We start from the raw sequence: 14,586 nt of genomic DNA, 5'->3' as shown, positions 1-14,586 counted from the left end.
TAAAGGCGAGATTTTGTTGCTTAATCGTTTGCAACAGAACAAAGGAGTTAAAAAATGAAATCCGCTTACATCAGCAAACAACGTCAGATCGTATTCGTGAAGTCGCATTTTTCCCGCCAGCTTGAAGAAAAACTGGGGCTAATTGAAGTTCAGGCACCGATTCTAAGCCGTGTAGGAGATGGGACTCAGGATAACCTGTCGGGCTGTGAAAAAGCGGTACAGGTAAAAGTCAAAAACCTGCCGGATGCGCAATTTGAAGTTGTCCACTCGCTGGCCAAATGGAAACGTCAGACGCTGGGACAACATGATTTCAGCGCTGGCGAAGGGCTGTACACGCACATGAAAGCCCTGCGTCCGGATGAAGACCGCCTCTCCCCAATCCATTCTGTTTATGTTGATCAATGGGACTGGGAGCGCGTACTGGGTGATGGCGAACGCCACACCGGCACGCTGAGATCGACGGTTGAAGCCATCTATGCCGGAATCAAAGCAACCGAAGCGGCAGTGAGCAAAGAGTTTGGCCTGACGCCCTTCCTGCCAGCGCAGATCCACTTCGTGCACAGCGAAGAGCTACTGAGCCGTTATCCGGGGCTGGACGCAAAAGGGCGTGAACGCGCAATAGCCAAAGATCTGGGCGCAGTCTTTCTGATGGGGATTGGCGGGAAACTCAGCGATGGTCAGCGACACGATGTCCGTGCACCGGATTACGACGACTGGAGTACGCCCGGTGAGACAGGTTTGCACGGCCTGAACGGTGATATTCTGGTATGGAACCCGGTACTGGAAGATGCGATTGAACTCTCTTCTATGGGGATCCGCGTAGATGCTGATGCACTGAAACGTCAGCTTAACATCACGGGTGATGAAGATCGTCTGCGTCTCGACTGGCACCAGGCGTTGTTGCGCGGTGAGATGCCGCAAACGATCGGTGGTGGTATTGGCCAGTCTCGTTTGACGATGCTGCTACTGCAACTGCCGCACATCGGCCAGGTTCAGTGTGGCGTATGGCCAGCACAGGTTCGCGAGACCGTCGACGCGTTGCTGTAATTAGCGGCGCCAGCGCCTGAGCAGACGGCTTCTCATCCCGGTATCAAAGCGCCAGATATGATCGAAGATGCGCATGATGCCGGGTTTTCCGTGTGCTGACATCGCAACGGCGTGAAAACGGTGCTGGTGTACAGCCTGTAGTTCCTTGACCTTGCCTATCACATCGTCCGGCAGGCGCTGGGCGATAAAGTCAGAGATGACCACCGCGTCGGCGTCATACCACTCCCCGCCCTGCATGCGTTCAATAATGGCGCGAAAGCAGCTTGCTAAATCCGTACCGCCGCGAAAACGCTGGCTCAGAAAGCGGATAGCGTGCTCCAGCCCTTGCTGGCAGGTCAGCTCATAACGCACGACCTCGCTGGAAAACAGCATAATAAAGCAGCGTCGTTTGTCTGCCAGCGCCACGCGCATCAGCGCCAGGCAGAAGGCTTTTGCACACTGTTCATTGAACCCGCCCATCGAACCGGATGTGTCCACACACACAATGAACGGCCCGCGCGGCTGTTCATCGAAATCCTGATGAATAACCGGGCGCTCAACCTCTCTTTCCCGCCAGGCATCGCCATGCAGGCGGTAGGTCAGCAGTTGTTTCTCTACCAGCCGACGGTAGAACTCATATTCCAGCTCGGTAATACCCAGCGTCGCCAGTTCCGGCGGCAACAGACGCAGGATATCGTCACTTTGATGCAGCCCGTCAACCTGCTCCGGCACGGTAGAGGGTTCGCGCACCAGCATACGGAAGGTTTCCATGGGGGCATCTTTGCGCGGAACGGATTTTGCCTCACGGGATCGCCCAAGTTGTTCCGCCAGTTGCTTGAGTTCCGGCTGCTCGGTCAGGAAGTCACCGTATTGCACGATAAGTCGGTAATCGCCGCGCTTAATTTGCCCGGCGCTCATATCCCATAACCGCCCGGCGGCATTTTCGTTTTCAATCAGTACCGGTTCAAGCTGGCCGCTTAGGGTCATGCGTTCCTGTACTTCACTGAGTAACTGCTCGCGTTCCTCTTCCAGGAGTTGCTGATTAAACGCGGTTGTCTGTACCACCAGACTTAACCGCCAGCGCTGTAAGAAAAGCGTTTGTAACGCCGGGGTAAAGGTCGGGTTGTCCTTCACCATGGTGTTTGCCTGCGCGGAAAACGGCGAGCGAAGCTTATCCAGAAGCGTCAGAATTTGCGGCAACTGAACGACGAACTGTGAAGTGGAAAGCAACTGGCTCTGCTGATAGCAGAGCACTTCTTCGGCAAGTTCTGGCGGCACCTGTGTCTCTTTCAGGTGATTTTTCAGCGCTTCGCGCCAGCGGGGGACATCTTCGGTAATGACGTGCTTGAGTTTGGGGAATTTTTCAAAGAAAACAGCCAACTGGGGGGAGGCCAGTAAGGCGACGATAAGCTCTTCAACTATCGTCTCCTCACTGATAGCCAGCAGGGCATTTAGTGCATCCAGCGTCAGCATTGAAGCGCCTGTTGTATCTGCGCGCGAACGTCCTGCAGGCTGGCTTCAATGCGACCCAACCAGTCGCCAGGAATGAACAGGCATTTTTGCTGTTCGCTAAAACGGGTGTGCTGCTGATGCCAGAGCGTGTCGAGCGCTTCCAGTTGCTGCTTTATTTCTTCCGGCACATGGGTTGCCGTTCCACCTGGTAAAGCAAGACGGGAACCCTGCAGGCTGATATCGCGGATCAACAGATGCAAACTGGTGTCGACTTCAAGGTTAAGGATCTGCGCGAAGCCAATGCCGTTAAGTTTGCCACGGATCTCCCCGCCTTTTGCCAGCCACTGGGCCAGCGCGGCGCGTTCGATAGTCACATGAATGACCTGCATGTCATGTAATTTTAACGGTTGCTGGAGCAACAATGTCAGCGTGCTGTCTTGCAGATCTTCCGGCAAATCGTAATGCGGACGACGGCTGAACATGCCGCCCTGGCGCGAAACTTTGAGGGCCGTTTTGTCGCTGTGCTGCTGCTGGAGCTGGATGTTGCGCTGCGCAATCGCGCCCAGTTGCGTCAGCATGGATTGCTGCTGCCATGCGTGCCCGGTCATCAATATTTCCAACTGATTTTGCATCAGACGCATGCTTTCAGCGTCATGCCACAGGCAGTCTTTCAGCAAGATCAAATCCACAGGGGCCACCGCATCGCGTCCGCTGAAAAAGGCGCTGGCCTGAAGCAGGCGAATGGCCTTTTTCCAGCGACGGTCAGAGACATAAGGCGCAGTAGGTAAGTTATCAAGCTGCTGGCGTAGCATGAAAATCAGCTCAAAAACGGCGTCGGGTAGCTTCACCTGCACGATTTCCTGCTGCCAGCGCGCATAATCCTCATCGCTGATTTGCAGATCAACTGGCACCGGATTATCGCTTTCATCCTGCTGGCTGATGAGCATTGAGCGGAAGTTACTCTTATCCTGCACTTTATCGAGCCACAGGCGAATCAACATGCGGTCATAGAGTGCTTCGAGGCTGCTGTCAGCCTCGGGCAGTTCGTTAGATGCCGCCACCAGCAAACGCATGGGGATTTTCTCTTCCAGCGCGCCGTTGCGAAAGCGACGTTCGTTAATGGCGGTTAATAGCGTATTCAGGATCGCCGGGCCGGCTTTCCAGATTTCGTCCAGAAACACAATCTCCGCTTCCGGCAGATAGCCATGTGTTAAACGTTCATAACGCCCTTCATCTTTCAGCGCCTGAATAGAAAGAGGACCAAACACCTCTTCGGGTGTGGAGAAGCGGGTCATCAGATATTCAAAAGCGCGGGCATTTTTAAAGGCGAATTTCAGGCGGCGGGCGATCAGGCTTTTGGCGATACCCGGCGGGCCGAGCAGAAAGACGCTTTCACCACTTAACGCGGCCAGCAGGCACAGGCGAATAGCGTGGCTACGCTCAAAAAGACCTTTTTCCAGCGCGCTACTTAAGCGGGAAATTCTTTCTGCTAATAAATGTGAGTGAGCCATAATTGATTTGCATCCTTTCGCCGCGATTCCGGCTTGCAACTGCGAGTATAGACGTTTCGATAAAGGCTTGTAATAGACTGAACAACGGCATCATTTTCTTTGCGCCAGGTTAATACGGTCGCAATTAGGGGGTACGATTTCATAAATAATCGTGCATACTGTGCGCTTTTTGTGGGCCAAGGGACTAAGCACACATTTGTCATTCAAACAAAAGATTAGTCTATGAGCACTGATAATAAGCAATCGTTGCCCGCGATAACACTCGCGGCTATTGGGGTTGTCTACGGTGATATCGGCACCAGCCCGCTTTATACACTTCGTGAATGTTTGTCAGGTCAATTTGGTTTTGGGGTTGAACGCGACGCCGTCTTCGGCTTTTTGTCGCTCATCTTCTGGCTGCTGATACTGGTCGTCTCGGTTAAATACCTAACTTTTGTCATGCGTGCAGATAACGCGGGTGAAGGTGGGATCTTAACGCTGATGTCGCTGGCAGGACGCAATACCTCCGCCAGAATGACCTCCGTGCTTGTTATCATGGGGCTTATTGGCGGCAGTTTCTTCTATGGTGAAGTGGTCATTACTCCCGCCATCTCAGTGATGTCGGCTATAGAAGGGCTCGAAATCGTTGCACCATCGCTGGATACGTGGATTGTTCCGTTGTCCATTTTGGTGCTCACGCTGCTGTTTATGATCCAAAAGCACGGCACAGGGCTGGTGGGCAAACTCTTTGCTCCCATCATGCTGGCCTGGTTTTTGATTCTGGCGGTGCTGGGTGCGCGCGGTATTATCAGCAACCCTGAGGTGCTGCAGGCGCTTAACCCGGCCTGGGCGGTCAATTTCTTCCTTCAATACAAAGCCGTCTCGTTTGTTGCGCTGGGCGCGGTGGTACTTTCTATCACCGGGGTAGAGGCGTTGTATGCGGATATGGGCCATTTCGGTAAGCTGCCCATTCGCCTTGCGTGGTTTATCGTGGTGTTGCCATCACTGGCGCTGAATTACTTTGGTCAGGGGGCGTTGCTGCTGAAAACCCCGGAAGCGATCAAAAACCCGTTCTTCCTGCTGGCTCCAGAATGGGCTCTGATTCCGATGTTGATCATCGCAACGCTGGCGACGGTCATTGCGTCTCAGGCGGTTATCTCGGGCGTGTTCTCTCTGACACGCCAGGCAGTGCGTCTGGGTTATCTCTCGCCAATGCGCATTATCCATACCTCGGAGATGGAATCCGGGCAGATCTACATTCCCTTTATTAACTGGCTGCTCTACTTCGCGGTTGTTATCGTGATCGTGAGTTTTGAACACTCCAGTAACCTGGCGGCGGCTTATGGTATTGCGGTGACCGGTACAATGGTGCTGACGTCGATTCTTTCTATGACCGTGGCGCGCAAGAACTGGCACTGGAACAAAATGGTTGTCGGTCTGTTGCTTACCATGTTCCTGTGTATAGATGTGCCGCTTTTCTCGGCTAACCTCGATAAGTTGCTGTCCGGTGGCTGGTTACCGCTGAGTTTAGGTCTGGTCATGTTCATCGTGATGACCACATGGAAGAGCGAGCGTTTCCGCCTGCTGCGGCGCATGCATGAGCACGGCAACTCACTGGAAGCGATGATTGCCTCGCTGGAAAAATCGCCGCCGGTGCGAGTTCCGGGTACGGCGGTATATATGTCCCGCGCGCTGAATGTGATTCCGTTTGCTATGTTGCATAACCTGAAACATAACAAAGTACTGCATGAACGTGTGATCCTGCTGACGCTACGTACAGAAGATGCGCCCTATGTGCACAATGTGCGTCGTGTGCAGATTGAGCAACTCTCGCCGACGTTCTGGCGTGTGGTAGCCAGCTATGGCTGGCGTGAAACGCCAAATGTGGAAGAGGTATTCCACCGCTGCGGTCTGGAAGGGCTCAGTTGCCGCATGATGGAGACATCCTTCTTTATGTCGCATGAGTCGCTGATTGTGGGTAAACGGCCCTGGTATCTACGGCTGCGTGGCAAGTTATACCTCCTGTTGCAACGCAATGCGCTGCGTGCGCCGGACCAGTTTGAAATCCCACCCAACCGGGTTATTGAACTCGGTACGCAGGTTGAAATTTAACGCCTTTTAAACCCCCTCTTTGTGAGGGGTTTTTGCTATTTATCTCCCGCAATTTTATTTAAGTAAGATAACTTGTGTTTTCTTTCTGCAACGCGCGCGAAACGTTTCGATTTCGATCACAATTCTGTAATGCCATGGTGGTTTTCTGAACATTCTCAGGTCTACACTGAGATCAGCGAAACGTTTCGCTAATGGAGCATAAAATGAAAAAAGGTACTGTTCTCAACGCTGAAATCTCGTCGGTCATCTCCCGTCTTGGGCATACCGATACGCTGGTGGTTTGTGATGCAGGCTTGCCTGTGCCGAAAAGCACCGCGCGTATTGATATGGCATTAACCCAGGGGGTTCCATCCTTTATGCAGGTACTGGAGGTGGTCACCGCCGAGATGCAGGTTGAAGCAGCTATCCTCGCGTCGGAAATCGAACAGCAGAATCCACAGCTCCACGAAACGTTGCTCAATCACATTGAGCAGCTGCAGCAACACCAGGGGAATACCATAGAAGTTCGTTATGTTTCACACGAACAATTTAAAAAACACACCGCGGACAGTCAGGCGGTGATTCGCAGCGGGGAATGTTCCCCGTATGCGAATATCATTCTCTGTGCTGGCGTCACCTTCTGAGGCCATCATGGACGCATTACTGCAACTCAAAGGGATCGATAAAGCGTTCCCGGGCGTGAAAGCCCTGTCTGGCGCCGCGTTAAATGTTTATCCCGGCCGCGTCATGGCGCTGGTCGGCGAAAATGGCGCGGGCAAATCCACGATGATGAAAGTCCTGACCGGCATCTATACCCGTGATGCCGGTTCATTGCTGTGGCTGGGTAAAGAGACCACCTTTACCGGGCCGAAATCTTCGCAAGAAGCCGGCATCGGCATTATTCACCAGGAACTCAACCTGATCCCCCAGCTCACCATTGCCGAAAATATCTTTATCGGCCGTGAATTCGTTAACCGCTTTGGCAAAATCGACTGGAAAAAGATGTATGCCGAAGCTGATAAGCTGCTGCTTAAACTGAATCTCCGTTTTAAAAGCGACAGGCTGGTGGGTGAGCTTTCCATTGGCGATCAACAGATGGTCGAGATTGCGAAGGTCCTGAGTTATGAGTCGCAGGTCATCATTATGGATGAACCGACCGATGCCCTGACCGATACCGAAACTGAATCCCTTTTCCGCGTCATTCGCGAATTGAAAGCGCAAGGGCGCGGGATTGTCTATATCTCTCACCGTATGAAAGAGATCTTCGAGATTTGCGATGATGTGACCGTGTTCCGCGACGGCCAGTTTATCGCCGAGCGTGAAGTTGCAACGCTGACCGAAGATACGCTTATCGAAATGATGGTTGGACGCAAACTGGAAGATCAATACCCGCGCCTCGATAAAGCGCCGGGCGATATCCGTCTGAAAGTAGATAACCTGTGCGGTCCAGGCGTGAACAATGTGAGTTTTACCCTGCGCAAAGGGGAGATTCTGGGCGTGGCGGGCCTGATGGGCGCCGGGCGTACCGAACTGATGAAAGTGCTTTATGGCGCGCTGCCGCGCATCAGCGGAAGCGTCACGCTGGATGGCCATGAAGTTGTTACCCGCTCACCGCAGGATGGCCTGGCGAACGGTATCGTCTACATCTCCGAAGACCGCAAGCGTGATGGTTTAGTGCTGGGTATGTCGGTTAAAGAGAATATGTCGCTGACGGCGCTAGGTTATTTCAGCCGTCCGGGTGGCAATTTAAAACATAAAGAAGAGCAGCAGGCGGTGAGTGATTTCATTCGTCTGTTCAATGTCAAAACACCATCAATGGAACAGGCTATTGGCCTGCTTTCTGGTGGTAACCAGCAGAAAGTGGCTATCGCACGCGGTTTGATGACGCGCCCGAAAGTGCTGATCCTCGATGAGCCGACCCGCGGCGTTGACGTTGGGGCGAAAAAAGAGATTTATCAGCTCATTAACCAGTTCAAGGCCGACGGCCTGAGTATCATTCTGGTGTCATCGGAGATGCCAGAAGTCTTAGGTATGAGTGATCGCATCATGGTGATGCATGAAGGGCATCTCGGCGGTGAATTCACGCGCGAGCAGGCCACTCAGGAAGTATTGATGGCTGCCGCAGTGGGCAAGCTTAATCGTGTGAATCAGGAGTAAAAAAGATGACTACCCAGGCTGTTTCTGGTCGCCGCTATTTCACCAAAGCGTGGTTGATGGAACAAAAATCGCTGATCGCCTTGCTGGTGCTGATTGCCATTGTGTCGACCATGAGTCCGAACTTTTTTACCGTCAATAACCTGTTGAATATCCTGCAGCAAACCTCTGTGAACGCCATTATGGCGGTTGGCATGACGCTGGTTATTTTAACTTCCGGGATCGATCTGTCCGTTGGTTCTCTGCTGGCGTTGACCGGTGCGGTTGCCGCGTCGCTCGTCGGTATGGAAGTAAATGCGCTGGTAGCTGTCGCCGCCGCTCTGGCGCTGGGGGCTGCTATTGGCGCGGTAACCGGGACTATCGTGGCGAAAGGGCGAGTTCAGGCATTTATCGCAACCCTGGTCATGATGCTCTTACTGCGCGGTGTGACGCTGGTGTACACCAACGGGAGTCCGATCAACACCGGTTTTACGGACAATGCAGATGTCTTTGGCTGGTTTGGTATTGGTCGCCCGCTGGGGATCCCGACACCAGTATGGCTCATGGCAATTGTCTTTATCGCCACCTGGTACTTACTGCATCACACCCGTCTGGGACGCTATATCTATGCGCTCGGGGGAAATGAAGCCGCAACACGCTTGTCCGGTATTAGCGTCGATAAAGTCAAAGTGATTGTCTACTCTTTGTGTGGGCTTTTGGCGTCACTGGCGGGCATCATTGAAGTTGCGCGCCTCTCCTCAGGGCAACCGACTGCAGGTACCGGCTATGAGCTGGATGCTATCGCTGCGGTGGTGTTGGGCGGTACCAGTCTTGCAGGCGGTAAAGGGCGCATCGTTGGGACATTGATCGGCGCATTGATTCTCGGCTTCCTGAATAATGGATTGAATTTGTTAAGTGTTTCCTCCTATTACCAGATGATCGTTAAAGCAGTGGTGATTCTGCTGGCGGTCTTGGTAGACAACAAAAAGCAGTAATTACCTACACTACAGGACATCATGATATGAACATGAAAAAACTGGCTACTCTGGTTTCTGCTGTTGCACTGAGCGCCACCGTAAGCGCGAACGCGATGGCGAAAGACACGATTGCATTGGTTATTTCCACGCTGAACAACCCGTTCTTCGTTAGCCTTAAAGATGGCGCGCAAAAAGAAGCGGACAAACTGGGTTACGATCTGGTTGTGCTGGATTCACAAAATAACCCGGCAAAAGAGCTGGCTAACGTTCAGGACTTAACGGTACGCGGTACCAAACTGCTGCTTATCAACCCGACTGATTCCGACGCTGTAGGTAACGCCGTGAAGATGGCGAATCAGGCAAATATTCCGGTTATCACCCTTGACCGTGCTGCTGCGAAAGGCGAAGTGGTAAGCCACATCGCTTCGGATAACGTGCTGGGCGGTAAAATTGCTGGCGATTACATTGCCAAGAAAGCCGGTGAAGGCGCGAAAGTTATCGAATTGCAGGGTATTGCAGGGACATCTGCTGCCCGTGAGCGTGGCGAAGGCTTCCAGCAGGCTGTTGCCGCCCATAAATTTAACGTCCTGGCGAGCCAGCCGGCTGACTTTGACCGTACAAAAGGCCTGAACGTTATGCAGAACCTGCTGACGGCGCACCCGGATGTACAGGCGGTGTTTGCACAGAACGATGAAATGGCGCTGGGTGCGATGCGCGCCCTGCAAACTGCCGGTAAAACAGATGTGATGGTGGTTGGGTTTGACGGTACGCCTGATGGCGTAAAAGCCGTAAATGACGGCAAAATGGCGGCGACGATTGCTCAGCTTCCGGAAATGATTGGCGCGAAAGGCGTAGACACCGCAGCACAGGTGCTGAAAGGTGAAAAAGTCCACGCGAAGATCCCGGTAGACCTGAAACTGGTTATCAAACAATAAAAATCGTCAGGCTATCTCACCAGGATAGCCTGAAAAAAAGCATCAAGAAAAGCAGAGCTCGCGCCACCCGCTGGCGGGTGGCGCATTTTAATGGACAAGCTCATCATGAAAACCACAGGCAAACTTGTTGTCCTCGGTAGTATTAATGCCGATCACATTCTTAACCTTGAATCATTCCCAACCCCCGGGGAGACCGTTACCGGCACGCAATATCAGATTGCATTCGGCGGTAAAGGTGCAAACCAGGCGGTGGCTGCCGGGCGCAGCGGTGCGGATATAGCCTTCATTGCCTGCACGGGTGATGACGACACCGGTGAACGTGTCCGCCAGCAACTAATTAGCGACAACATTGATGTGGCGCCTGTTAGCGTGATTGCTAATGAATCGACCGGCGTGGCGCTGATTTTTGTTAATGGCGAAGGTGAGAATGTCATCGGTATTCATGCGGGCGCGAACGCGGCGCTCTCCCCGGCACTTGTTGATGCACAGCAGGAGCGTATTGCCCAGGCTTCCGCGCTGTTAATGCAACTGGAATCCCCGGTAGAAAGCGTTTTGGCCGCAGCGCGTATTGCCCATGCGAACCAGACCATTGTGGCGCTCAACCCCGCTCCGGCACGTGAGCTTTCTGATGAGTTGCTGGCGCTGGTGGACATCATCACACCGAATGAAACCGAAGCCGAAAAACTGACGGGTATTAATGTTGCCAGCGATGAAGATGCGGCGCGCGCGGCGCAGGTACTACACGCCAAAAGCATTGATACGGTCATCATTACGCTGGGAAGCCGTGGTGTCTGGGCTAGCGTGAAAGGCGACGGTCGTCGTGTTCCGGGTTTTAAAGTGAAAGCCATTGATACCATTGCAGCCGGGGATACCTTTAATGGTGCTCTGATGACCGCACTGCTGGAAGATCTCGCGCTGGATGATGCTATTCGTTTTGCTCATGCGGCGGCGGCCATTGCTGTCACTCGCAAAGGCGCGCAACCGTCTGTTCCGTGGCGCAAAGAAATTGACGATTTCCTGGCTGAGCAGGGGTGATGATTGGCTACGATGAAGGATGTGGCCCGGATGGCGGGCGTATCGACGTCAACCGTTTCGCATGTCATCAATAAAGATCGCTTTGTCAGTGAAGCCATCCGCGAAAAGGTGGAGTCCGCGATCAAGGCGCTCAACTATGCGCCGTCTGCGCTGGCGCGCAGCCTGAAAATCAATCAAACCCGCACTATCGGGATGTTGATTACCGCCAGTACCAACCCTTTCTACTCTGAACTGGTACGTGGCGTGGAACGTAGCTGCTTTGAGCGCGGTTATAGCCTGGTGTTATGCAACACCGAAGGGGATGAGCAGCGCATGAACAGCAATCTGGAAACGCTGATGCAAAAGCGTGTCGATGGTCTGCTGCTTTTATGTACGGAAACGCATCAGCCTTCCCGGGAAATTCTGCAGCGTTACCCCTCGGTGCCCACGGTGATGATGGACTGGGCTCCGTTTGATGGGGACAGTGACCTTATTCAGGATAATTCTCTGCTCGGCGGCGACATGGCGACGCAGTACCTGATCAATAAAGGCCATACCCATATTGCCTGTATTGCTGGCCCGCTAGATAAAACGCCTGCCCGCCTGCGCCTCGAAGGTTATCGTGATGCGATGGCCCGCGCGGGTCTGACCATCCATGACGGTGATGAAATTATTGGCAACTTTGAGTTCAGCGGCGGCTTTGAAGCAATGCAGATGCTGCTGGCACTGGAAGCGCGCCCGCAGGCGGTATTTATTTGTAATGATGCGATGGCTGTCGGGGCTTACCTGGCACTGTATCAGGCCGGGCTGCGTGTGCCGCAGGATATTGCCATTGTCGGTTATGACGACATTGAACTGGCGCAGTATATGACGCCACCGCTCACCACCATTCATCAGCCGAAAGATGAACTGGGGGAGCTGGCGATCGATGTGCTGATTCACCGTATCTCTGACCCTACGCAACAACAACAGCGGCTACAGCTTACGCCGGTGTTGATGGAGCGTGGCTCAGCGTAGTTTTAATGCTTTTCTTTTATCAGGTTACGACCATCTTTCGGCTTTAACAGCATAAAGGTCAGGGCGGATACCAGGGTGATGGCGCCCATCGTCACAAAGGTATAGTGAAACTGCTCCACGGTATTCGCGCTGTCAAACCCTTCGTAAAACCGCAAAACTGCCGCACTGACGGCGACACCAAGGCTAATGGAGAGCTGTTGCGTTACGGCAAGCACACTATTCCCGCTACTGGCGTTTTCGTCAGTCAGGTCGGCAAGCGTAATGGTATTCATGGCGGTGAATTGTGTGGACATGGCCATCCCCAGGATGAACAGCGGTAATATCAGCAGCCACACTTCCATTGACGGTGATTGCAGAGAAAATTGCGCAATCATCAAACCGATAAACAGGGTAATGGCTACCAGGGTTTTCCTGTAACCCAGGCGGCGCAATACCTGGGTGACCATAGATTTTGCCAGAATGGACCCCATAGCCGTCGGCGCCATCATGCATCCGGCAATCAGTGCAGGATAGCCAAACCCAACCTGTAGCATCAGCGGCATCAAAAATGGCACACAGCCCGTCCCCAGTCGCGAAGCAATATTACCGATAATGCCCACAGAGAAGGTGCGTGTCTTAAACAGATTGAGCGAGATGAGCGGCGTGGGGTGACGGCGCGCGTGGCGAATATAAAGAAGAAATAACAGCACGCCGCTCAGTATCACGGCCGATGCCAGCCAGCTTGCGACAATTTTCTCGCCAAACAGCTCCATGCCACTGGAAAACAGGACCAGGCTCAGGCCAAAGAGGAAAAAGCCGCCGCTATCGAAGCCTTTACGCGGTGTGGTGAAGTTCGGCATATATTTACGTGCATATAAAATCCCGGCTATGCCAATCGGAATATTAATAAGGAAGATCCAGTGCCAGCTTGCCCAGGTCACCAGCACGCCACCCAATACCGGGCCGAGAATGGGACCTACCAGGCCTGGCATAGTGACAAAGTTAAGTACCGGTAGAAGCTCACTGCGCGGATAGGCGCGCAGCAGCGCCAGACGTGCAACTGGCATCATCATTGCGCCGCCTATTCCCTGAATCACGCGAAAGCAGACCAGCGCCCCGAGCGACGTCGAGAGTGCGCAGGCCAGTGAACCCAGCGTAAAGAGGGTGACGGCCAGCATGAAGACACGCCGGGTGCCAAAACGGTCTGCCAGCCAGCCGCTTGCCGGAATCAACATGGCGACCGTCAGGGTATAACTGATAATGGCGGACTGCATCGCAAGAGGAGAACGATCAAGGCTTTGTGCGATAGCGGGTAGTGCGGTGTTCAGAATGGTGGCGTCCAGCGCCTGCATAAAGAAGGCCATGGCCGCAATCCACGGCAATCCGGCCATACTGCGAGCTTTCTTTTCAGTCATTCTTTGTCCTGTTATTTTGCCGTTGGCGCGTTTGGCGTCTTCAACAGAGTCTGGCAGGCCTGAAAGGCACTATCCCCATCACTTTCCTGAATCGCATCAACAATAGCCTGATGCAGATCGAGCTTTATGGCCTGGTCCTGAGTGATGGAAGTAAAGTAGGTATGGTATATAGAATGGAACAGCGTAGCGAAAGAGATAAGAAAAGGATTAGCACTCATCGTATAAATATGTTCGTGCCAGGACATATCAACTTCAATCCAGCGATCACGGTTAAAGTGCTTTTTCAGATACACCATCTCTTCCATTAATGTATTGAGGTGTGCTTTTTGTTCCGCGCTGCCTAATTGTGCTGCCAACTGGCAAGCTTGTGGTTCGAGACTGTTACGCATAATAAGGAAGTGCTGGATGACTTCATGAAAGTTATCCTCGCTCATCCACCAGACCAGTAATTCTTTATCAAGGAAATTCCAGTTCTCTTTGGGCATAACCCGGGTCCCGATGCGCGGGCGAGGAAGCACCATACCTTTCGCCGTTAATGTCTTTACCGCCTCCCTGACCGCCGTGCGGCTTACACCGAACTGTTCACCCAACTCTATCTCGCCAGGCAAAATGCAGCCCGGGGCGTATTCGCCTCTCAGAATTTGTTGTGCCAGTTTCTCCGCCAGCACCCATGAGAGGTTTTTTTGCGCGGCAAGCTGTTGTGCGTTCAAAGACATTTATCGCTTCCTTTTATTCTTATTCACTCTTTAGTATGCCACCGGGGCTATTCCTGTGGTGGCAAAAACAGCAAAACAGGCCTTTTACGGTGGTTTTTACCGCGTCTTGTTGAAAAAAGAGACGGTTAAAAACTTTTTTGAAATTTATGCTTGTCACTTCACAAGAACTCCCTATAATGCGCCTCCACTGACACGGAACAACGGCAAACAAGCCGCCGGGTCAGCGGGGTTCTCCTGAGAGCCCCGGCAGAGAAAAGCGAAAATAAACGCTTGACTCTGAAAGAGGAAAGCGTAATATACGCCACCTCGCAACGGTGAGCGAAAGCCGCGTTGCACTGCTC

12 protein-coding genes and 1 pseudogene are annotated in these 14,586 nt (G+C 53.0%); 9 read left to right on the top strand and 4 right to left on the bottom strand.

Annotated elements, in window-relative coordinates; genetic code table 11:
- The first annotated feature begins 54 nt into the window (after positions 1-54).
- On the top strand, positions 55-1,047 hold the full coding sequence (asnA, locus tag ABIB59_RS17555) for an aspartate--ammonia ligase (RefSeq protein WP_039079996.1): 993 nt from the start codon (positions 55-57) through the stop codon (positions 1,045-1,047).
- On the opposite strand, the gene viaA is transcribed toward asnA, so the two are convergent.
- Entirely contained in the window at positions 1,048-2,499 is a 1,452-nt protein-coding gene (gene viaA / locus ABIB59_RS17550) for an ATPase RavA stimulator ViaA (RefSeq protein WP_079496841.1), read from the bottom strand. It abuts the gene before it with no gap.
- A complete protein-coding gene (ravA, locus tag ABIB59_RS17545; protein WP_071195150.1) occupies positions 2,493-3,989 on the bottom strand; it encodes an ATPase RavA in 1,497 nt (498 codons plus the stop codon). Before ravA ends, viaA begins: the two co-directional genes overlap by 7 nt.
- 222 nt (positions 3,990-4,211) lie before the next feature.
- On the opposite strand from ravA, the gene kup reads away from it, so the two are divergent.
- The 7 genes from kup (at position 4,212) to rbsR (ending at position 12,135) form a co-directional block, all read left to right on the top strand.
- Complete coding sequence (kup, locus tag ABIB59_RS17540) at positions 4,212-6,080, top strand: low affinity potassium transporter Kup (RefSeq protein ID WP_039079993.1); 1,869 nt, start codon at positions 4,212-4,214, stop codon at positions 6,078-6,080.
- A 203-nt stretch (positions 6,081-6,283) separates the two neighbouring features.
- Positions 6,284-6,703: a D-ribose pyranase gene (gene rbsD, locus ABIB59_RS17535; protein WP_039079992.1), complete on the top strand. Its 420-nt coding sequence runs from the start codon at positions 6,284-6,286 to the stop codon at positions 6,701-6,703.
- A gap of 7 nt (positions 6,704-6,710) precedes the next feature.
- Complete coding sequence (rbsA, locus tag ABIB59_RS17530) at positions 6,711-8,216, top strand: ribose ABC transporter ATP-binding protein RbsA (protein ID WP_193796157.1); 1,506 nt, start codon at positions 6,711-6,713, stop codon at positions 8,214-8,216.
- 5 nt (positions 8,217-8,221) lie between these two features.
- On the top strand, positions 8,222-9,187 hold the full coding sequence (rbsC, locus tag ABIB59_RS17525; RefSeq protein WP_110295981.1) for a ribose ABC transporter permease: 966 nt from the start codon (positions 8,222-8,224) through the stop codon (positions 9,185-9,187).
- A 26-nt stretch (positions 9,188-9,213) separates the two neighbouring features.
- Positions 9,214-10,104, top strand: coding sequence for a ribose ABC transporter substrate-binding protein RbsB (rbsB, locus tag ABIB59_RS17520; protein ID WP_039079989.1), 891 nt, complete (start codon positions 9,214-9,216; stop codon positions 10,102-10,104).
- Between the two features lie 105 nt (positions 10,105-10,209).
- A complete protein-coding gene (gene rbsK / locus ABIB59_RS17515) occupies positions 10,210-11,139 on the top strand; it encodes a ribokinase (RefSeq protein WP_354036641.1) in 930 nt (309 codons plus the stop codon).
- A gap of 3 nt (positions 11,140-11,142) precedes the next feature.
- Entirely contained in the window at positions 11,143-12,135 is a 993-nt protein-coding gene (rbsR, locus tag ABIB59_RS17510; RefSeq protein ID WP_103245128.1) for a ribose operon transcriptional repressor RbsR, read from the top strand.
- Here rbsR and mdtD read toward each other — a convergent pair.
- Both mdtD and ABIB59_RS17500 read right to left on the bottom strand, forming a co-directional pair.
- Positions 12,101-13,529 (bottom strand): annotated as a pseudogene (mdtD, locus tag ABIB59_RS17505) (multidrug transporter subunit MdtD). The gene rbsR and the pseudogene mdtD overlap by 35 nt on opposite strands.
- 11 nt (positions 13,530-13,540) lie before the next feature.
- Positions 13,541-14,245 (bottom strand): FadR/GntR family transcriptional regulator, encoded by a 705-nt coding sequence (locus ABIB59_RS17500; protein WP_039079986.1) that lies wholly within the window; start codon positions 14,243-14,245, stop codon positions 13,541-13,543.
- A gap of 55 nt (positions 14,246-14,300) precedes the next feature.
- Here ABIB59_RS17500 and ABIB59_RS17495 point away from each other — a divergent pair, with 55 nt between their 5' ends.
- Positions 14,301-14,483 carry a hypothetical protein gene (locus ABIB59_RS17495; protein ID WP_165159462.1) on the top strand — a complete coding sequence of 61 codons (183 nt, stop codon included), beginning with the start codon at positions 14,301-14,303 and terminating at the stop codon, positions 14,481-14,483.
- Positions 14,484-14,586 lie beyond the last annotated feature (103 nt).

Origin of the sequence: Citrobacter sp. UYEF32, from assembly GCF_040546205.1 — a bacterium.
Classification (GTDB): domain Bacteria; phylum Pseudomonadota; class Gammaproteobacteria; order Enterobacterales; family Enterobacteriaceae; genus Phytobacter; species Phytobacter diazotrophicus.
The sequence above is the reverse complement of the archived record's forward strand: the minus strand, read 5'-3'. Positions and strand labels throughout refer to the sequence as shown.

Excerpts from the sequence above, each read along its gene's own strand:
- asnA (WP_039079996.1), top strand. The coding sequence starts at position 55 with ATGAAATCCGCTTACATCAGCAAACAACGTCAGATCGTATTCGTGAAG.
- viaA (WP_079496841.1), bottom strand. The coding sequence starts at position 2,499 with ATGCTGACGCTGGATGCACTAAATGCCCTGCTGGCTATCAGTGAGGAG.
- ravA (WP_071195150.1), bottom strand. The coding sequence starts at position 3,989 with ATGGCTCACTCACATTTATTAGCAGAAAGAATTTCCCGCTTAAGTAGC.
- kup (WP_039079993.1), top strand. The coding sequence starts at position 4,212 with ATGAGCACTGATAATAAGCAATCGTTGCCCGCGATAACACTCGCGGCT.
- rbsD (WP_039079992.1), top strand. The coding sequence starts at position 6,284 with ATGAAAAAAGGTACTGTTCTCAACGCTGAAATCTCGTCGGTCATCTCC.
- rbsA (WP_193796157.1), top strand. The coding sequence starts at position 6,711 with ATGGACGCATTACTGCAACTCAAAGGGATCGATAAAGCGTTCCCGGGC.
- rbsC (WP_110295981.1), top strand. The coding sequence starts at position 8,222 with ATGACTACCCAGGCTGTTTCTGGTCGCCGCTATTTCACCAAAGCGTGG.
- rbsB (WP_039079989.1), top strand. The coding sequence starts at position 9,214 with ATGAACATGAAAAAACTGGCTACTCTGGTTTCTGCTGTTGCACTGAGC.
- rbsK (WP_354036641.1), top strand. The coding sequence starts at position 10,210 with ATGAAAACCACAGGCAAACTTGTTGTCCTCGGTAGTATTAATGCCGAT.
- ABIB59_RS17500 (WP_039079986.1), bottom strand. The coding sequence starts at position 14,245 with ATGTCTTTGAACGCACAACAGCTTGCCGCGCAAAAAAACCTCTCATGG.